At 67.1% G+C, this 18,459-nt stretch carries 15 protein-coding genes; 4 read left to right on the top strand and 11 right to left on the bottom strand.

The window, feature by feature from the left end:
• Positions 1-9 precede the first annotated feature (9 nt).
• The 10 genes from glyS to AC1RQC_RS03620 form a co-directional block, all read right to left on the bottom strand.
• Positions 10-2,142, bottom strand: a complete 2,133-nt coding sequence (glyS, locus tag AC1RQC_RS03575) for a glycine--tRNA ligase subunit beta (RefSeq protein ID WP_492376004.1) — start codon at positions 2,140-2,142, stop codon at positions 10-12.
• A 36-nt stretch (positions 2,143-2,178) separates the two neighbouring features.
• Positions 2,179-2,835: a hypothetical protein gene (locus AC1RQC_RS03580; RefSeq protein WP_492376003.1), complete on the bottom strand. Its 657-nt coding sequence runs from the start codon at positions 2,833-2,835 to the stop codon at positions 2,179-2,181.
• Complete coding sequence (gene glyQ / locus AC1RQC_RS03585) at positions 2,832-3,782, bottom strand: glycine--tRNA ligase subunit alpha (protein WP_492376002.1); 951 nt, start codon at positions 3,780-3,782, stop codon at positions 2,832-2,834. Before glyQ ends, AC1RQC_RS03580 begins: the two co-directional genes overlap by 4 nt.
• A gap of 470 nt (positions 3,783-4,252) precedes the next feature.
• Positions 4,253-5,860 (bottom strand): apolipoprotein N-acyltransferase, encoded by a 1,608-nt coding sequence (gene lnt / locus AC1RQC_RS03590; RefSeq protein ID WP_492882464.1) that lies wholly within the window; start codon positions 5,858-5,860, stop codon positions 4,253-4,255.
• Positions 5,857-6,729 carry a CorC family transporter gene (locus AC1RQC_RS03595; protein ID WP_174427760.1) on the bottom strand — a complete coding sequence of 291 codons (873 nt, stop codon included), beginning with the start codon at positions 6,727-6,729 and terminating at the stop codon, positions 5,857-5,859. The genes lnt and AC1RQC_RS03595 overlap by 4 nt, the downstream gene beginning before the upstream one ends.
• Before the next feature lie 452 nt (positions 6,730-7,181).
• A complete protein-coding gene (gene ybeY, locus AC1RQC_RS03600; RefSeq protein ID WP_492882465.1) occupies positions 7,182-7,934 on the bottom strand; it encodes an rRNA maturation RNase YbeY in 753 nt (250 codons plus the stop codon).
• Positions 7,935-7,948: 14 nt separating this feature from the next.
• Entirely contained in the window at positions 7,949-8,944 is a 996-nt protein-coding gene (locus AC1RQC_RS03605) for a PhoH family protein (protein WP_043343789.1), read from the bottom strand.
• Positions 8,945-8,984: 40 nt separating this feature from the next.
• Complete coding sequence (gene miaB / locus AC1RQC_RS03610) at positions 8,985-10,337, bottom strand: tRNA (N6-isopentenyl adenosine(37)-C2)-methylthiotransferase MiaB (protein ID WP_492882466.1); 1,353 nt, start codon at positions 10,335-10,337, stop codon at positions 8,985-8,987.
• Positions 10,338-10,431: 94 nt separating this feature from the next.
• Entirely contained in the window at positions 10,432-10,812 is a 381-nt protein-coding gene (locus tag AC1RQC_RS03615) for a hypothetical protein (protein WP_492830763.1), read from the bottom strand.
• A gap of 111 nt (positions 10,813-10,923) precedes the next feature.
• Positions 10,924-12,612 (bottom strand): ClcB-like voltage-gated chloride channel protein, encoded by a 1,689-nt coding sequence (locus tag AC1RQC_RS03620; protein ID WP_492373760.1) that lies wholly within the window; start codon positions 12,610-12,612, stop codon positions 10,924-10,926.
• A 307-nt stretch (positions 12,613-12,919) separates the two neighbouring features.
• Here AC1RQC_RS03620 and AC1RQC_RS03625 point away from each other — a divergent pair, with 307 nt between their 5' ends.
• Both AC1RQC_RS03625 and AC1RQC_RS03630 read left to right on the top strand, forming a co-directional pair.
• Positions 12,920-14,590 carry a DEAD/DEAH box helicase gene (locus AC1RQC_RS03625; RefSeq protein ID WP_492373761.1) on the top strand — a complete coding sequence of 557 codons (1,671 nt, stop codon included), beginning with the start codon at positions 12,920-12,922 and terminating at the stop codon, positions 14,588-14,590.
• A gap of 33 nt (positions 14,591-14,623) precedes the next feature.
• Positions 14,624-15,685: a serine/threonine protein kinase gene (locus AC1RQC_RS03630; RefSeq protein ID WP_492373762.1), complete on the top strand. Its 1,062-nt coding sequence runs from the start codon at positions 14,624-14,626 to the stop codon at positions 15,683-15,685.
• A 30-nt stretch (positions 15,686-15,715) separates the two neighbouring features.
• Here the strand turns inward: AC1RQC_RS03630 and AC1RQC_RS03635 are convergent, their stop codons facing one another.
• Positions 15,716-16,153, bottom strand: a complete 438-nt coding sequence (locus tag AC1RQC_RS03635) for a universal stress protein (RefSeq protein WP_183034476.1) — start codon at positions 16,151-16,153, stop codon at positions 15,716-15,718.
• A gap of 270 nt (positions 16,154-16,423) precedes the next feature.
• On the opposite strand from AC1RQC_RS03635, the gene AC1RQC_RS03640 reads away from it, so the two are divergent.
• Together AC1RQC_RS03640 and AC1RQC_RS03645 are read left to right on the top strand one after the other, a co-directional pair.
• On the top strand, positions 16,424-16,585 hold the full coding sequence (locus AC1RQC_RS03640; protein WP_492882467.1) for a hypothetical protein: 162 nt from the start codon (positions 16,424-16,426) through the stop codon (positions 16,583-16,585).
• Positions 16,586-16,880: 295 nt separating this feature from the next.
• Positions 16,881-18,398, top strand: a complete 1,518-nt coding sequence (locus AC1RQC_RS03645) for a M20/M25/M40 family metallo-hydrolase (RefSeq protein ID WP_492882494.1) — start codon at positions 16,881-16,883, stop codon at positions 18,396-18,398.
• The last annotated feature ends 61 nt before the right edge of the window (positions 18,399-18,459 follow it).

Raw genomic sequence — 18,459 nt, forward strand, 5'->3', positions numbered from 1 at the left:
CCGGCCCGCTTACGCGGCCAGCTTGGAGATGTCGGCCACGCGATTGGCCAGCACGTGCAGCGAGGCCAGCAGCGCGAGCCGGTTGGCGCGCAGTTGCGGGTCTTCGGCCATCACCATGACATCGTTGAAGAACTGGTCGACCGCTTCGCGCAGTTGTGCCAGGTCGCGCAGCGCGGTGGCGAAGTCGCCGTTGGCGAAGGCGGCATCCACTTGCGGACGCACGCTTTCCACCGCCTTGTGCAGCGCGCTTTCGGCGGCTTCCTGGAGCAGGGCCGGCTGCACCGTGCCTACGGGGTCGGTGTTCTTGCGCAGGATGTTGGTGATACGCTTGTTGGCCGCGGCCAGCGCTTCGGCCTGGGGCAGGGCGGCAAAGGTGCGCACCGCTTCCAGGCGGGCCAGGATATCGTCCAGGCGCTGCGGGCGCAGGCTCACCACCGCTTCGACCTCATGGGTGGTGTAGCCCTTGTCCTTCAGGTAGCCGCGCAGGCGGTCGTAGAGGAAATCGGCAATCGCGGCTTGCGCGGGCTTGACCGCGGCAATGCCGGCGAAGGCTTGCTGGGTGAGTTCCAGCAGCGCGTCGATCGACAGCGGCAGCGGGGTTTCGACCAGCATGCGCAGGATGCCCAGCGCGTGGCGGCGCAGCGCGAACGGGTCCTTCTCGCCGGTGGGCGACAGGCCGATGCCCCAGATGCCCACCAGCGTTTCCAGCTTGTCGGCCAGCGCCACGGCCAGGCTCACCGGGCTGCCCGGCAGGGCATCGCCGGCAAAGCGCGGGCGGTAGTGCTCTGAGCAGGCCAGCGCCACGCTCTGCGCTTCGTCGTCGTGGCGCGCGTAGTACGTGCCCATGGTGCCTTGCAGTTCCGGGAATTCGCCCACCATGTCTGTCAGCAGGTCGGCCTTGGCGAGTTCGGCGCCACGCATGGCGGCCGCCTTTTCCACGGCAATGCCGGCTGCGGCCAATGCGTCGGCGATGTGGCCGGCGATCTGCTGCAGGCGCTGCACGCGGTCGAGCTGCGTGCCGATCTTGTTGTGATAGACCACGTTGGCCAGTTGCGGCACGCGCGAGGCGAGGGTCTTCTTGCGATCCTGGTCGAAGAAGAATTTGGCGTCCGCCAGGCGCGGGCGCACCACGCGCTCATTGCCGCTGATGATGGACTCCGGCGTATCGGTGGCCAGGTTGGAAACCACCAGGAAGCGGTTGCGCAGGTGGCCGGCGGCATCGGTCAGCGCGAAGTACTTCTGGTTGGTCTGCATGGTCAGGATCAGGCATTCCTGCGGCACTTCGAGGAAGGCCTCCTCGAAGTGGCAAGGATAGACCACCGGCCATTCCACCAGCGAGTTGACTTCATCGAGCAGCGCATCGGGCATCACGACCTGGTCGGCGCCCGCCTGCTCCAGCAGTGCGGTGCGGATGCGTTCGCGGCGATCCGCGTAGCTGGCCAGCACGTGGCCTTGCGACGCCAGCACGGCGGCGTATTCGCCTGCATGCGCGATCTCGATCTCGCCGCTGGAGAGGAAGCGATGGCCGCGCGTGGTGCGGCCCGCCTGCAGCCCCAGCACGCTGAGCGGCACCACCTCGGTGCCAAGTAGTGCGATCAAACTGTGCGCGGGGCGCACGAAATGCACCGTGCTGCCGTCCGGGCGCTGGTAGCTCATCACCTTGGGGATGGGCAGCTTGGCGATGGTGTCGTCCAGCGCTGCCTGCAGCCCGGCGCCCAGTTCGGCGCCGCGCGCGGTGTAGCGGTAGAAGAAGGCGTCGGCCTTGCCGTCGGAGGCGCGCTCCAGGGTTTGCCAGTCGATCGCCTCGACGCCTACCGATTTAGCCAGGGCGACCAGTTTCTTGGCCAGCGGGGCGGTGGGCTGGCCGGTGGCGTCCAGCGCCACGGTCAGTGGCAGCACTTTCTCGCGCTGCTCGCGGTCGGGCGCGTTACGGCGCACTTTGGTGACCAGCGCAGCCAGCCGGCGCGGCGTGGCGAACGCGGTCACGGCGGCGCCGTCACCTACCAAGCCACGCTCGGAGAGGCCGGCGAAGAGGCCCTGCGCGAAGGCGTCGCCCAAGCGTGCCAGCGCCTTGGGCGGCAGCTCTTCGGTGAGCAGTTCGATCAGCAGCGTATCGTTCGAATCGGTCAGGAGTTGCGACATGAATCGTTTCCAACAAGTTGTGGCACGCGCTGCGCTTTAGCAGCGCGGTGCAATAGTAGGTTCTACGCCGGACAACAGCCACAGGCCGTTTTGCTGGCGGAATTGCAGCGTGGTTGCTACGCACTGCGTGTCTGCGCTGGTGCCATTGGTGCCGTTGCTTGCGCTGCTGCCACGGCCGCCGGGGGCGGGACGAGGCGCGAAGAAGCGGGCATCGAGGCGGCGCAGCCGCTTGTCGTAGCGGATCTCGTCGATGCGGCCGCTCACCCAGAAGTCGATCCTGGGTGGCAGCTGCGCGGCCGAGTAGTATGTCCTGATCTGCCTGCGCACCCGCCCGTTGACCGTCTCGGTCTCAATCCACGAGAGCGGGTAGCGGATTGCGCTTTCATAGGCGCGCAGCGGCACGCGGTGCCAGCCAAGGTCCTTGGAGCCCGAGAGATCGCACGAGAACGTGCGCACCAGCTGGGTCCATTGGTCCAGCGAGTTGTTCGGGCCGAAAGCGCCATGCCAGTGCCGGTCGATCGCCTGCTGCAGGGCCTGCGGATTGGCCTCGCATACATTGGACAGGTCGGCCGGCAGGTACAGCACTTGCGGGCTCGGCATCGGCGCGGTGGCCTGGGCGGCGCCATGCGCTCCCAAGGCCAGCAGTGCCAGGGCAGCGCCTCGGCATAGCGCGCTGCGCGCTGTGCGGGTCATGCGGTGGCCTCGCGGTCGCACATCGGGAAGCCGAGCGACTCGCGCGAGTCGTAGTAGGCCTGGGCCACCAGCCGCGACAGGTTGCGGATGCGGCCGATGTAGGCCGCGCGCTCGGTGACCGAGATCGCGCCGCGCGCATCCAGCAGGTTGAATGTGTGAGCGGCCTTGAGCAGTTGCTCGTAGGCCGGCAGCGCCAGGCGCTTGGTGACTTCGGCCGATGCGTCCTGCTGCGTGGCTTCGGCGGCACCCATCAGGCGCTTGGCCTCGGACTCGTACTCGGCGAAGTGGCGGAACAGGATCTCGGTGTTGCTCTGCTCGAAGTTGTAGGTGGATTGCTCCACTTCGTTCTGGTGATAGACGTCGCCATAGGTCAGGCGGCGCGTCTTGCCGTTTTCTTCCCACTCGGTCCACACCAGGTCATAGATGTTCTCGACCTTCTGCAGGTACATCGCCAGGCGCTCGATGCCGTAGGTGATCTCGCCGGTGATGGGCTTGCAGTCGATGCCGCCAACCTGCTGGAAGTACGTGAATTGAGTGACTTCCATGCCGTTGAGCCAGACTTCCCAGCCCAGGCCCCAGGCGCCGAGGGTGGGGTTCTCCCAGTCGTCCTCGACGAAGCGGATGTCGTTTTGCTTGAGGTCCAGGCCCAGCGCTTCCAGCGAGCCGAGGTACAGCTCCAGGATGTTCTCGGGGGCCGGCTTGAGCACCACCTGGTACTGGTAGTAGTGCTGCAGGCGGTTGGGGTTCTCGCCATAGCGCCCGTCCTTGGGGCGGCGCGACGGCTGCACATAGGCGGCTCGCCACGGTTCCGGGCCGATCGCGCGCAGGAAGGTGTGCACGTGCGAGGTGCCGGCGCCGACCTCCAGATCGATAGGTTGCAAGAGTGCACAACCCTGCCGGTCCCAGTAGGCCTGCAGGGTGAGGATCATTTGTTGGAAGGTCAGCATAGGCGAAGACTAGTAAGGGCCTGCACGCAGGCCAGCAAGCAAGGGCGGACGGCGTGGCGGCAAAGTTGCCGCGGCGCCTCACGAAGATCGTGCCAAACCCTGAATTCTATCGGTTTTTTTGCCGCCGCCAGCCATCGGCACGGCCCTTGCATACGTCAGGGCGTCCAATCCCGCCCGCGGGGCTGGCATGTGGTGTCGGCGTTTTGCAACGAATCGGGTAAACACCGAAGGGTGCTAAAGGCCTGCCGGATACTGGCCGTTAGTGTTTTTGTATACAGTATTAGGCAGAGCTGTGCATAACAGCCGCAACCGTTTGAATCAATCCAGTTACGGGGACACCGGTCATGTCGCTACTTTCTCGCAGGCCTTATCTCGTCGCCATTGCAGTGATGATTGCCGCCGCCTTGCTATCGGTAGCAGCGGGGGCGTCTGCCTGACGACTGGCCCGGCGCAGGCCCGCCCGCCCGCCGTCAGCCCTGCCGGCGGCGGCGCCAGGCCGCCAGTGCCAGCACCAGCAGGCATGCCGCCAGCGCCGGTACATTGCCCCAACGCACGTAGGGGGTGAAACCCTGCGTGCCCTGCACATTGGCGGTGAGCGTGCCGACGGTGAAGGTCGGCAGCTGTCCCGCCACCACGCCGTCCGGCGTCACCACGGCCGTCATGCCGGTATTGGTCGAGCGCAACATCGGCCGGCGCGTTTCCAGCGCGCGCATGCGCGAGATCTGCAGATGCTGGTCCAGCGCGATGGTGTCGCCGAACCACGCCAGGTTGGTCACGTTGGCCAGGATATTGGCCGGCACCTTCTGGCTGCGCAGGGTCTCGGCGATTTCCTCGCCGAACAGATCCTCGTAGCAGATATTGGGCGCCACCAGGATGCCGCGCACGGGCAGCGGCGCCTGGTCCAGCCCGCCGCGGCGGAAATCCCCCAGCGGCATCTTCATCATGTCCACGAACCAATGGAAGCCGAAGGGAATGAACTCGCCGAACGGCACCAGGTGGTGCTTGTTGTAGCGGTACAGCCGTTCGGTCAACGGGCCCAGGCCAAAGACGCTGTTGGTGAAATCGACCGGCGAATCCGCGCCGGCGGCGCCGAACAGCACGGTGGTACCGCTGGCCACGGTGAAATCGCGCACCGCGATGGCGATGTCCACAGGCAGGTCCTGCAGGATCACCGGGAACGCCGTCTCCGGCGTCACGACCAGATCGGCCGGAGCGGCGGTGATCAGGTCACGATAAAGCTCGAGCGAGCGCTGCACGCCGACCGGCTCGAACTTGATGTCCTGCGCTACGTTGCCCTGCAGCAGCCGCACCGAAATGGGCTTGCCGGCAGGCGTGGTCCAGGCGATCGGCACCAGCGCGGCGCCGGCCAGCGGCAGCGCCACGGCGGCCGCCAGGGCGATCGCGCCGGCACGCATGCCATGCGGGTTGGCGTGCTCATTGCGACCACGGCCAAAGCCACGCGCGGCGGCCACCAGCAAGGCGGCCACGGTCGCGGCCAGCGCGCCGATGCCATAGACGCCCACCAGCGGCGCAAAGCCGGCCAGTGGGCCATCGGTATGGGCGTAGCCGCTCGACAGCCACGGAAAGCCGGTGAAGACCACGCCGCGCAGCCATTCCGACAGCCCCCAGGCCGCCCCAAAGGCGAGTGGCGCAAGCAGTGCCAATGAGGTTGTCCGCGTACGGCGGGCAGCCAGCCAGTGCCACGTGGCGGCGGCCAGTGCCGGATAGAGCGAGAGGAAGGCGCTGAACAGCAGCACGGCAAGCATCGCCATCCACGCCGGCATCTCGCCATAGACGTGCATGCTGATATAGAGCCACCAGATGCCGGAGAGGAACCAGCCGAGGCCGAAAGCGTAGCCGGTGGCGGCCGCGACACGGGTGCGCGGCGCATCGGCGACCAGTGCCACCAGGCCCGCCAGTGCCAGCAGTTGCAGCCACCACCAGGTGTGCGGCGCGTAGGCCTGGGTATGGGCCACGCCCAGCACGGCAGCCAGCAGCAGGCGGGGCAGGCTCACGCCGCGCGCGTCGTCACGTCCGGCGCTAGCGGCGCCGGACCATGCCTGGACAAGGCGCTTCATGCGCCGTCCACGTCGGGCGGGGTGAGCGGGGCCTCGCGGCGCACCAGCATCAGGTGCGCCTGGCGGGCGTCGGCACGCAGGACTTCGAAGCGCATCGGCGGCAACACCACCACTTCGCCACGATGCGGCACGTGACCCAGGTGGTTGCTCAGCAAGCCGCCCACGGTATCGACATCGTGATCCGAGAATTGCGTGCCGAAGGTTTCGTTGAACTGCTCGATTTCGGTCAGTCCATGCACGCGCCAGCTGCCATCGGGCAGCTGCACGATGTTGTCGTGGTCTTCGTCGAGGTCGAACTCATCCTCGATGTCGCCCACGATCTGCTCCAGCACGTCCTCGATGGTGACCAGGCCGGCGACGCCGCCGTACTCGTCCACCACCATGGCGATGTGGTTGCGGTTGATGCGGAAGTCGCGCAACAGGATATTGAGGCGCTTGGACTCGGGAATGAACACCGCCGGGCGCAAGGTCTCGCGCAGGTCGAACTCTTCATCGGTGTAATACCGCAAGAGGTCCTTGGCGAGCAGGATGCCGATGATGTTGTCGCGGCTGCCTTCATAGACCGGAAAGCGCGAGTGCGCTGTCTGCCGCATGAAGGGAATGAAGCTCTCCGGCGCGTCGGCGATATTGACGGTGTCCATCTGGCCACGGGGGACCATGATGTCGCGCGCGGTGAGTTCGGATACCTGGAACACGCCTTCGATCATGGAAAGCGAGTCGGCGTCGATCAGGTTGCGCGCATGCGCATCCTGGAGCACCTCAAGCAATTCGGCACGGGAGTCGGGCTCCGGAGAGATGAAATCCGAGAGCCGTTCGAGCAGGGATCGGGGACGGTCGGCTGACTTCGAACTGGGATAAGGGTCGTTCATGGCGCGACGAGCGCGGGGTGGATATCGGTTGAAGGATACACTAAAAGGGTTTGGGGGCAGTGATGGGGGAGGTTTGGTGGGGTTTGGAATGGCAACTGCGACAGGAAAATTGGCTTCAGCTGGATTGACGTCAAGGGCAACTGCAACTGCAACCGCTTAACTGCAACTGCGGTTTCACCACCCCTGCGGGGCGGCGACCTACTTTCTTGTCTTGCCAAGAAAGTAGGCAAAGAAGGCGCGCCGGATGGGGCGACACCCCCTCGGGCTTCGACGAAAAGAGCGGCCGGGACCCAAACTCGCATCGCCTTAAGGCGATACTCAGACATGGGTCCCTCTTTTCCGCTCTTTTCGCCGAAGCCCGAGGCGCCCCATACGGCCTTGGCACACCTTCACGGCTCGCTTCGCATCGCGCTTGGGTGTTCGCCGCCTGGGGGCGGGTCACACGGCTACACCTAGTCCTTGATTTTGGTGTTGCCGTTGGCCAGGTACGGATCCGGGTAGCCTAGGGCTTGCAGCGTTTCCGTCTCGATGGCTTCCATTTCTTCCGCTTCGCCATCTTCCTCGTGCTCGTAGCCTTGCGCATGCAGGACGCCGTGCACGATCAGGTGGGCGTAGTGCGCTTCAAGCGACTTTTTCTGCTCGCGGGCTTCCTGCTCCACTACCGGGCAGCACAGGACGATGTCGCCGCTGACCGGGTCGGACTCGTGCTCGGCATAGGCGAAGGTCAGCACATTGGTCGCGTAGTCCTTGCCGCGGTAGCTGCGGTTCAGGCTGCGGCCTTCTTCCTCGCCGACGAAGCGGATGGTGAGCGTCGCATCGGCGTACAGCGCGGACTTGGCCCAGGTCTGGACCTTGCGCTGGGTCGGCAGGCCGCGCTGCCCCTTGATGCCTTCGCCATATTGCAGTGCCAGTTCCAGGGATGGCGGCGTGGCGGGTGTGCCGGTGGTGGTGACCGTAGGCGTGGCGGTAACGGCGACCGACAAGGCGTCGTGGTTGTCCGGGCGCACCAGCAGGCCGGCCTGCTGGCGGTCGTCGGTGTGCTCGGCCAGCAGCGCGACGACGCCGTCGGCGGCTTGCGACAGGTCCACGGTGATGCTGCGGCCGTCAGGCAGTTGCACGCGCAGGGCGTGTGCCTGGGTCTTGCGCGCGCGGCCTTCGGCGTCGAACAGGATCAGGCTGGCGGGGGAGGAGGATTTTGCGTTCACGATTGGGCGTTTGATTAAGCGTCTCGGTGTTGAGCGTGATATTCGTCATAGGCATCGACGATGCGCGCCACCAGCGGGTGTCGCACCACGTCGGTGCTGGTAAAGCGGGTCATGGCCACGCCGCGCACTTCACGCAGCACGTGCTGGGCTTCCACCAGCCCGCTCTTCTGTCCGCGTGGCAGGTCGATCTGGGTGGTGTCGCCGGTGATGACCGCCTTGGAGCCAAAGCCGATCCGGGTCAGGAACATCTTCATCTGCTCGGGCGTGGTGTTCTGCGCCTCGTCCAGGATGATGAAGGCGTGGTTCAGCGTGCGCCCGCGCATATAGGCCAGCGGCGCGACCTCGATCATCTGGCGCTCGAACATCTTCTGCGTGCGGTCGAAGCCGAGCAGGTCGTAGAGTGCGTCGTACAGCGGCCGCAGGTAAGGATCGATCTTCTGGGCCAGGTCGCCGGGCAGGAAGCCCAGGCGTTCGCCGGCTTCCACCGCCGGTCGCGTCAGCACGATGCGCTTGACCGAGTCGCGCTCGAGCGCGTCCACGGCGCAGGCCACCGCCAGGTAGGTCTTGCCGGTGCCGGCCGGGCCGATGCCCAGAGTCAGGTCGTGCGCCAGCACGTTGCGCAGGTAGTCGCGCTGCATGGGCGTGCGCCCGTGCAGGCCCGCGCGGCGCGTGTGCAGCACGGGGGATTCGTCATCGTCGCTGCCGGTATCCGCGCTCGCGCCGTCGGGCACATAGCCGCCGTGCGCGGCGACCTGGCGCGCCTCGACCAGGCCGAGCTGCACGTCGTCGATCGACAGGGCGGTGCGGGCGTTGTTGTAGAAGCGCTCAAGGGCCGCCGCGGCGTCGCGGGCGTAGGCGCCGCGCACGGTCATGCGATGGCCGCGGCGCTGGATGGTGACGTCGAGCGCTTGCTCGATCTGGCGCAGGTTCTCGTCAAGCGGCCCGCACAGGTTCTGCAGGCGGGCGTTGTCGTCCTTGGGGGCGACGAATTCGGCTGAAGGGATTTTCATCTGGGTACGAGTGGCTGCATCGGGCTGCATCGGGCGTGGGTTACTGGCGCACGACGATTTCGCCGCGCAGCGAATGCGGGAAGGCTTCGGTGATGGCCACATCCACCATTTCGCCGACCATGCGGTCGCGCCTGGCCTGGGGCACGCCGGGCAGTGCGAAGTTCACCACGCGGTTGTTCTCGGTGCGGCCGTGCAGCTCGGTTGGATCCTTGCGTGCCGGGCCTTCCACCAGGATGCGCTGCACCGAGCCGACCATGCCTTTGCTGATGCGCTGCACGCTTTCCTCGATGGTGGCCTGCAGATGCTGCAGGCGCCGCAGCTTGACCTCGTGCGGCGTGTCGTCGGCCAGGCTGGCCGCCGGCGTGCCGGGGCGCGGGCTGAAGATAAACGAGAACGAAGTGTCGTAGCCGATCTCCTCGATCATCGCCATCAGCTTGTCGAAGTCCGCCTCGGTCTCGCCGGGGAAGCCGATGATGAAGTCGGATGACAGCGACATGTCCGGGCGCAGCGCGCGCAACTTGCGGATGATGCTCTTGTATTCCAGCACGCTGTAGCCGCGCTTCATCGCCATCAGGATGCGGTCTGAAGCGTGCTGCACCGGCAGGTGCAGGTGGTTGACCAGCTTCGGGCAGCGCTCGTACATCTCGATCAGGCGCGGCGTGAACTCCTTCGGGTGGCTGGTGGTGTAGCGGATGCGCTCGATGCCGGGGATCTCGGCCACGTATTCGATCAGCAGCGCGAAGTCGGCGATCTCGCTGGTGCCGCCCATGGCGCCGCGATACGCGTTGACGTTCTGGCCCAGCAACGTGACTTCGCGCACGCCTTGCTCGGCCAGCCCGGCGACTTCCGCCAGTACGTCCTCGAACGGGCGGGAGACTTCCTCGCCACGGGTGTAGGGCACCACGCAGTAGCTGCAGTACTTGGAGCAGCCTTCCATGATGGAGACAAAGGCGCTCGGGCCTTCCACGCGTGCCGGCGGCAGATGGTCGAACTTTTCGATTTCGGGAAAGGAAATGTCCACCTGCGAGTGGCCGGTCTGCTGGCGGCGGTTGATCATGTCAGGCAGGCGGTGCAGCGTCTGCGGGCCGAACACCACGTCGACATAGGGCGCACGCTTGACGATGGCGGCGCCTTCCTGGCTCGCCACGCAGCCGCCCACGCCGATCACCAGGTCCGGCTTGACGGCCTTGAGCGCCTTCAGGCGGCCCAGTTCGGAGAACACCTTCTCTTGCGCCTTCTCGCGCACGGAGCAGGTGTTAAAGAGGATGACGTCCGCTTCTTCCAGCGTGTCTGTCTTCTCCATGCCCTGGGTGGCATGGAGCATATCGACCATCTTGTCCGAGTCATACTCGTTCATCTGACAGCCGTAGGTTTTGACGAAGACTTTTTTCATGGTGCCGATCTCAGTGGTTGACCTGGGGGCATCAGGGTTTTATGGGGGCGAAAGATATCCGGGCCTCGGCGCGTCGCCGCGCCCCGGACTACGACTATTGCGCTGCTTTTTGTTCCTGCTCGGTCAGCACCCAGGCCGTCAGCAACTGGCCGTAGAGGTCGAGCTTGAACCGTACCGGCAGCTTCTGGCCGGCCACCGCCCCGATGGGCAGCAACTGGTTGTCCGTGCCGAACAGCCGCAGGCCCGGCGCCACGCCAACGGTCTTGCCGTCCAGCGTGGCCGACTGTGGCGCGCTGGGCGACTGCGCGGCGAGCACCAGCTTGGCCTTGGCCGCGTCCGCGGGGATCACGCGCAACGCCTGCTGCGCATACGCCGTTGCCGGCAGCAGCGCGGCGGGCAAAACAAGCGATGCAGCTAGCAAGGCGGTCCGGACCAAAACGAAAAGGGCAGGGCGCGCGGCACGGTTGGCTGGCATGGAGGCTCCGGCGGAAACGGTTCGGAAAACAAAAGCGATTCAGGTCTGCTCCCCGGCGGCGCGGGCCGGGCAACCTTGTATTCTACCCGGTCGCCCGCCGGCCGCGCGGCGCTAGAATAGCCCGGATGCTTCCTGCAGCACACGCTGCTTGGAGACCGTGCCCATCAGCTCGCGCCCGGCCGTATCGCGGATCAGCGGGATCCGGTTGAGCGCGTGATGGGTGAACAGCCGCAGCGCGTCGGGCAGCCGCGACTCCGGCGTCAGGGTGGGGAAATCGCGTTCGCACAGTGCCAGCAGGCCCGCGTGCGGCCGCTCGCGCAGGGCACGCTGCACCGCATGGATCGACAGCGCGCCCAGCAGGCAGCCATCCGGCCCAATCATATAAAGATAGCGCGTGCCGGTCTCGGCGAACTTGTCGCTGGCCTGCTCCAGCGTGGCCTCGGGGCCGATGACGGTGTCGGTGGCGTCGCACAGCCCGGCCAGCGTCAGCGCCCGCGCGCGCTCCGCGGCGGCGGATGCCTGGGTGCGCTCTGCCACCACGCTGTACAAGGACAAGGTCTGGCAACGCGATGCGGTGTAGTAGGCCGCCGCAGCGCCGATCATGCCCGGCAGCAGCAGCGCCGGGGCCAGCGTCATCTCGAACACCATCAGCACCGACATCAGCGGCGCCTGGCTGGTGGCGGCCAGGAAGGCGGCCATGCCAACCAGCGGCAGCAGCGGCGCGCCGCTGCCGCCTGGCACGGCGGGTGCCAGCAGTTGTCCGAGCGCCGCGCCGACGAACAGCGAAGGCGTGAACACGCCGCCCACCGCACCCGAGCCCATGCTGAGCACGGTGGCCAGCAGCTTGGCCAGCAACACCGCCGCCAGCGATACGCTCAAGGGGTGCGCCTGCAAGATCGACTGGATGGTGTAGTAGCCGTTGCCGACCACCTCGGGCACCCAGATCGCCAACACGCCCACCATCGCACCGCCCAGCGCCAGGCGCGGCACCAGGCCGCCCGGCACCCGGGCAAAGGCACCCTTGGCCAGGCTGGAGGCACGCATGAAGAGGGCGCCGGACACGCCGGCCAGCACGCCGAGCAAGACCGCCGCCAGCAGCATGGGCGGATGCAGCAGGTCGGCGGGCACGGTCAGGCCGGGGTAGAGCGGCTGCAGGCCGCCATGTAACTGGCTGACCACCGTGCCCGCCACGGAAGCCAGGAACAGCGGCATCAGGCGCTGCACTGCCACTGCGCCGAAAACCACCTCGGCCACGAAGACCGCCGCCGATAGCGGCGTGTGGTACACCGAGGCCAGCCCGGCGGCCGCCGCGCAAGCCGTGAGCATGCGCCGCAGGTTGGTGTCGCCATCCGGCCCGCTGCCGCCGCGCGCGGACGGAAACACCGATCCGCACAGGGCCGCGAGCTGGATCATCGCGCCTTCCTTGCCCACCGAGCTGCCGGTGACGATGGAGCAGAACGAAGACAGCGCGCGCAGCAAGGTGATGCGCACCGGCAGGCGCCCGGTGCCGCTGGCAACCGCCTCCATATAGTCGGAGACGCCTGGCTGCGCGGCGTTGAGCTTGGCTGCCGCCGTCAGCAGCAAGCCCGCGATCACGCCGCCGAGCGTCGGGATCGCCACCCGCCAGATCAGGGCGAGGCCCGCGAATACCGTGACGATATCGGCATGCGTGCCAAACATCACATAGCCGCTTGCGTCCAGCGCCTCCTTGAACAGGGTGGTGACGATGGCCGCGGCAATCCCTACCGGGATGGCAGTAAAGAGGGTGACTTCCTGGTCTTCGATGAACCTGAACCGCATCGTGTCGGCATCCGGGGGCTGGGATGGGCTGGGCCGGGCTGGCGCGCGCCCGCGCGGTGCGTGGGCTCACCCAGGCAGGGGCCAGGCGGGGGATGGCCGCCATCATAGCGCAGCGGCGCGCGCGTCCCTCGGGGCGCAGCGCGCGCGTGAAAGCGCCAGGCTGGTACACTAGCGGTCTTTCCTCCTAAAGAAGCGGGGGCAGTCGCCTCGCTTCGCCGGTCGGTATTTCCGGTTTTCGGTTTTCTCACTCACGTCGCCCCCGCGATTGGCGCACCACATGCGCAAAGGGCGGCCGAAGCGTCAATTCATGTCTTTTTCCGAACTTGGCTTGTCCGACAAGCTTATGCGTGCCGTGGCCGAACAGGGCTATACCACGCCGACTCCGATTCAAGCGCAGGCGATTCCCGCCATCCTGAAAGGGGGCGACCTGCTTGCCGGCGCGCAGACCGGCACCGGCAAGACGGCCGGCTTCACGCTGCCGCTGCTGCAACTGCTGTCCGAATCCTCGGCCGGCCGCGAACCCGCGCGTGGACAGCGCCTGCCGGTGCGCGCACTGGTCCTGACCCCGACCCGCGAACTGGCGGCGCAGGTGGAAGAAAGCGTCCGTAACTACGGCAAGTACCTCAAGCTGCGCTCCATGGTGATGTTCGGCGGCGTGGGCATCAACCCGCAGATCGAACAGCTCAAGCGTGGTGTCGATATCGTGGTGGCCACGCCCGGCCGCCTGCTCGATCACCTGTCCCAGCGCACCATCGACCTGTCGCACGTGGAAATGCTCGTGCTGGACGAAGCCGACCGCATGCTCGACATGGGCTTCATCCACGACATCCGCAAGATCCTCAACGTCTTGCCGCCGAAGCGCCAGAACCTGCTGTTCTCGGCCACCTTCTCCGACGAGATCCGTGGCCTGGCCGACCGCCTGCTGGACAACCCCGCTTCCATTGAAGTGGCGCGCCGCAATACCACGGCCGAAACCGTGGCGCAACGCGTCTACCCGGTGGACCGCGAGCGCAAGCGCGAACTGCTGGCCCACCTGGTGCGCGAGAACGACTGGCACCAGGTGCTGGTGTTTACCCGCACCAAGCACGGCGCCAACCGCCTGGCCGAGCAGCTCGACAAGGACGGCCTGTCGGCATTGGCGATCCACGGCAACAAGAGCCAGTCGGCCCGCACGCGCGCGCTGACCGAGTTCAAGGCCGGCACGCTGCGCCTGCTGGTGGCGACCGATATCGCCGCGCGCGGCATCGACATCGACCAACTGCCCCACGTGGTCAACTACGACCTCCCCAACGTGCCCGAAGACTACGTGCACCGTATCGGCCGTACCGGCCGCGCCGGCGCCGAGGGCGAGGCGATCTCGCTGGTCTGCGTGGATGAAATCTCGCTGATGCGCGATATCGAGCGGCTGATCAAGCGCCAGATCGAGCAAACCATCTTGCCGGGCTTCGAGGTCGATCCGAGCATTCCGGCCGAGCCGATCCAGAAGGGCCGGCAGGCACGCGGCCAGGGCCAGGGCAACGGTGGTGGCGGCCGTGGCCGCGGCCAGGCACCCGCCGGCGGCCAGCCGCGCGGCCGTGCACCGGCAGCGGAAGCTGGCGAGCGCCAGCAACGTCCGGCACGCGCGCCGCAAGGCCGCGGCCAGGCTCCGGCCGCGGCCGATGGGCAAGGCCAGCGCCGCGCGCCGCAGGCACCGGGCCAGCGCCCGGCGCAGGGCAGCGGCCGCCCGGCTTCGGCCGGGCAAGGCAACCCGCGTAACGGTCAGGCCAACGGCAACCGCACCGGCGAGGCCAACGGCAACCGTGCCGCTGGCAATGGCAATGGCAACCGTGATCGCAATGGCGATGTCAACGGCAACCGCGCCGGTGCCAACACCCACGCCGCGCAGCCGCGCACCGGACAGGATCCGGCGGCACGCGGCCGCCGTCCGGCGCCGCAAGCCGCGCTGCTGGGCGGCCAGCGCGCCAAGCCCACGCGCTAACTCCATAACGTTCCGCAACGGCTGCCACGCGCAATGTCCAGTTCAGGGTTTGACCTTCAGGTGCCCGGCGACGGCGGCACGCCCATCGATGGCGATGGCGTGCCCTACGCCAGCCTCACGCCGGACCTGATGCTGGATGCGATGGAGGCCGCCGGTTTCGAGCCGGATGGCCGCCTGCTGGCGCTCAATAGCTATGAGAACCGGGTCTGGCAGGTGGGGATCGAAGGCAGCGCGCCGGTGGTGGTCAAGTTCTACCGCCCCGGCCGCTGGAGCGACGCCGCCATCCTGGAAGAGCATGCTTTCGTGCGGCAACTGGCCGACGCCGAGATTCCGGCGGTGCCGGCCATCGCGCGCGACGGCGCCACGCTGCTGGCGCATGCGGGTTTTCGCTTCGCGGTGTTTCCCCGCTGCGGGGGGCGCGAACCGGAGCTGGATCGTGCCGATACGCTGACCTGGCTTGGCCGTTTCATCGGCCGCATCCATGCGCTCGGCGCCACGCATCCTTACCAGGCACGCCCCACCATCGACGTGGACACCTTCGGGGTGGCCCCGCGCGACTGGCTGCTGGCGCAAGACTGTATTCCCCTGGAACTGCGCCCAGCTTGGCAGGCGGTTGCCGACCTCGCCGTGGATGGCGCTCGCCGCTGCTTCGAGCGCGCGGGCGATGTCGCGCAGTTGCGCCTGCATGGCGATTGCCATCGCGGCAATGTGCTGTGGATCGAGGAGTCGCATGCGGGTTCGCGCCCACCCGGGCCGCACTTTGTCGATTTCGACGATAGCCGCATGGGGCCGGCGGTGCAGGATCTGTGGATGCTGCTGGAAGGCGACCGCGCCGCCCAGCAGGGCCAGATGGCCGACATCCTGGCCGGCTATGAGGATTTCGCGGAATTCCAGCCGCGTGAGCTTTACCTGATCGAGGCGCTGCGCACGCTGCGCCTGCTGCATTACAGCGCCTGGCTGGCCAGCCGCTGGCGCGATCCGGCCTTTCCGGCGGCATTCCCGTGGTTTGGGACTGCCCGCTACTGGCAGGACCGCATCCTCGAGCTGCGCGAGCAGGTCGCGCTGATGGACGAGCCGCCGCTCTGGCCGGTCTGACCTGGCACCGGCCAGCCCAGGCCGGCTGCCTTACTTCTTGCCCGGGGCCTTGACCAGGACGACCGGGCACGGGGCGTGCGCCAGCACCCGTCCCGCCACCGAACCAATCACCGCATCGAAGAACGAGCCGCGGCCGTGCGTGCCCATGACGATGCCGCGTGCGTCCACGCTGGCGGCGTAGGCGACGATGCGCTCCGGCGCAAAGCCGTGCAGCGCATGTTGCTCGAAGGCGATGCCCGCGGCGCCGAGGATGTCGGCCACGGACTGCATGGCCTTACCGCTTTCTTCCTGATGCCAGGCGTCGATGGTTTCCTTGCTGACGAAGGCGCGTACCTGTCCGGTGACATCGGGCGTCACATGGACCACATGCACGGTAAAGCCGCTTTGCAGCAATTTGCCTTCGGCGATGAAGCGGGCGGCTGCGTCGGAAAAGGGCGAACCGTCGGTGGCGAGCACGATGTTGGTCATGGCGGCTATCTCCTGTAATGGCTGTGATCGTTGTCGGCATGGCGGCCCCCGCCGGGGTGGCCCGGGGGCGGTCACTACGGTCATGATGGCACCCTGCGGGCAACCCTGCCTGGATCCAGATCAAGTCGGGCGCAATCGCCGGTGCCTTCCACGAGCCTTCCGAGAGCCTTCCAATTCCCCGTTTTGACGGTTTTTTTGCACCGTGCCGTGGCATCTCAGCGCCTTTTTGACGTGGGGAAATCTACGCTGCAGATAGGACAACTCTGTCGGATGTTCCGGCTTGCCGTCATGTGGATCTACTATCGGTTGGCGATCGGCGCGCTGGCCATGCTCGCGCTGATCCTGCTTTTTGCCATGGAATTCGGGCTGGCCAGTGCCATTGCGCGCCGCGAGGAGGGCTTTTCCCGGTCGCCCGATGAGCAGGGTCCCTGAAGGTGCCTGCGCGCTGCCGGGCCCGATGAAGGCGCGCCGCCAGGGGCGCCGCGCGTGGACAAGTTGCATGTAGCGGTTCAGACTGCCGGGTGCGGGCCGCGCGGCTGTCTTGCGGCCCGCCCGCCGTATCCGTCGCCATGCACTTTCCTATCCAACAAGAGCCATGAGACTACGTTCCCTTGCCCGCGCGCCTGGCAGCGCGCCGCATTGCGCCCCCCTGCATACCCATTCCCATACCTTCCAGTCCCCCTTGCGCAGCGCTGTCCGCGCGACCGTGTGCAGCGCCCTTGGCGCCATGCTGCTGGCCGCTGGCGCGCACGCCGCCACGCTCGACGGCGTGCAGCTGCAGCAGCACGCCGATCAGGCCGCGGCGCGCAGTTACCGCGAATGGGTCGAGTTGCTGGCGCTGCCCAACGACGCCACCGTGCCGGCGGATATCCAGAAGAACGCGGACTGGCTGGTCAAGGCCTTCGCCCGGCGTGGCTTCCAGGCGCGCGAGCTGCCCAATAACGGCAAGCCGATGGTCTACGCCGAATATCCCGCCAGCACGCAGCAAAACGCTGGCCCGCGCAAGACCGTGCTGTTCTACATGCATTTCGACGGCCAGTCGGTAACGCCGTCGCAATGGGCGCAGCCCAGCCCGTGGGAGGCTACGCTCAAGGCGCGCAGCGCCGATGGCAAGTGGGAAACGCTGCCGCTGGACAAACTCTACGCCGGCCAGGTCGATCCCGAATGGCGCGTGTTCGGGCGTTCGTCGTCCGACGACAAGGGCCCCATCGTGATGTTCCTGGCCGCCATGGATGCGCTCAAGGCCGCCGGGGTGGACCCGGCGGTCGATATCAAGGTGCTGCTGGATTCCGAGGAGGAGAAGGGCTCGCCGTCGCTGGGCAAGGTGATAGCGGACAACCTGGCGCTGCTGCGCAATGACGGCATGGTGATCTTCGATGGCCCCATGCACCAGAGCAACCAGCCCACGCTGATCTTCGGCAACCGCGGCGTGCTGCTGGTGCAGATCAAGGTGTTCGGCGCCAGCCAGGGCCTGCACAGCGGCCACTACGGCAACTATGCCGCCAACCCCGCGCAGCGGCTGGCAAACCTGCTCGCCACCATGAAGGACGACGACGGCCGCGTCACCATTGCCGGTTACTACAAGCCGGTAAAGATCGATGAACGCGCGCGCCGCATCATGGCCGCCGTGCCAGACGACGAGGCCGCGCTGCGCCGCCGCCTGGGCATCGCGCGCGCCGAGCGCGTTGGCGCCAACTACCAGGAGGCCATGCAGTACCCCACGCTGAACGTGCGCGGCATGGCCGCCGGCGACGTGGGCGAGAAGGCCCGCACCATCATTCCGGAAGTGGCGGTGGCCGAAATCGATATCCGCACCGTGCCGGAGACCAGCCCGCAATCCCTGTTCGGCCTCGTCAGGCAGCACGTGGAAAAACAGGGCTACCACCTGGTCAAGGGCGAGCCTACCGACGACGACCGCGCGCGCTATCCCAAGCTTGCTTCGGTCACCGCGGGCGAGGTCTCGGCCTCCAGCTCCGCCGCGCGCACGGACCTGTCGGCGCCGATCAGCCGGTGGCTCACTCAGGCCATGCAGCAGTCCTACGGCAAGGCACCGGTGCAGATCCGCATGATGGGTGGCACCGTGCCGACCGGCGCGGCGGTGCAGGCGCTGCAGGCGCCGTTCGTGATCGTGCCGCTGGTCAATGCGGACAATAACCAGCACAGCTACGACGAGAACATGCGGTTGGGCAATTACCGCGATGGCATCCGTACCGTGATGGGCATCCTGCAGACACCGTTCAAGTAAGGGGCAACGCCGTAGGCCGCAGGCGCCGCGCATCCGCCAGGACGCGGCGTGCCTGCCCAAT

The organism is Cupriavidus sp. GW822-FHT03E04, from assembly GCF_058801495.1.

Excerpts from the sequence above, each read along its gene's own strand:
- AC1RQC_RS03640 (WP_492882467.1), top strand. The coding sequence starts at position 16,424 with ATGTTCCGGCTTGCCGTCATGTGGATCTACTATCGGTTGGCGATCGGC.
- AC1RQC_RS03635 (WP_183034476.1), bottom strand. The coding sequence starts at position 16,153 with ATGACCAACATCGTGCTCGCCACCGACGGTTCGCCCTTTTCCGACGCA.
- glyS (WP_492376004.1), bottom strand. The coding sequence starts at position 2,142 with ATGTCGCAACTCCTGACCGATTCGAACGATACGCTGCTGATCGAACTG.
- AC1RQC_RS03605 (WP_043343789.1), bottom strand. The coding sequence starts at position 8,944 with ATGAAAATCCCTTCAGCCGAATTCGTCGCCCCCAAGGACGACAACGCC.
- AC1RQC_RS03580 (WP_492376003.1), bottom strand. The coding sequence starts at position 2,835 with ATGACCCGCACAGCGCGCAGCGCGCTATGCCGAGGCGCTGCCCTGGCA.
- miaB (WP_492882466.1), bottom strand. The coding sequence starts at position 10,337 with ATGAAAAAAGTCTTCGTCAAAACCTACGGCTGTCAGATGAACGAGTAT.
- AC1RQC_RS03645 (WP_492882494.1), top strand. The coding sequence starts at position 16,881 with ATGCTGCTGGCCGCTGGCGCGCACGCCGCCACGCTCGACGGCGTGCAG.
- AC1RQC_RS03630 (WP_492373762.1), top strand. The coding sequence starts at position 14,624 with ATGTCCAGTTCAGGGTTTGACCTTCAGGTGCCCGGCGACGGCGGCACG.
- AC1RQC_RS03595 (WP_174427760.1), bottom strand. The coding sequence starts at position 6,729 with ATGAACGACCCTTATCCCAGTTCGAAGTCAGCCGACCGTCCCCGATCC.
- lnt (WP_492882464.1), bottom strand. The coding sequence starts at position 5,860 with ATGAAGCGCCTTGTCCAGGCATGGTCCGGCGCCGCTAGCGCCGGACGT.
- AC1RQC_RS03615 (WP_492830763.1), bottom strand. The coding sequence starts at position 10,812 with ATGCCAGCCAACCGTGCCGCGCGCCCTGCCCTTTTCGTTTTGGTCCGG.
- glyQ (WP_492376002.1), bottom strand. The coding sequence starts at position 3,782 with ATGCTGACCTTCCAACAAATGATCCTCACCCTGCAGGCCTACTGGGAC.
- AC1RQC_RS03625 (WP_492373761.1), top strand. The coding sequence starts at position 12,920 with ATGTCTTTTTCCGAACTTGGCTTGTCCGACAAGCTTATGCGTGCCGTG.
- AC1RQC_RS03620 (WP_492373760.1), bottom strand. The coding sequence starts at position 12,612 with ATGCGGTTCAGGTTCATCGAAGACCAGGAAGTCACCCTCTTTACTGCC.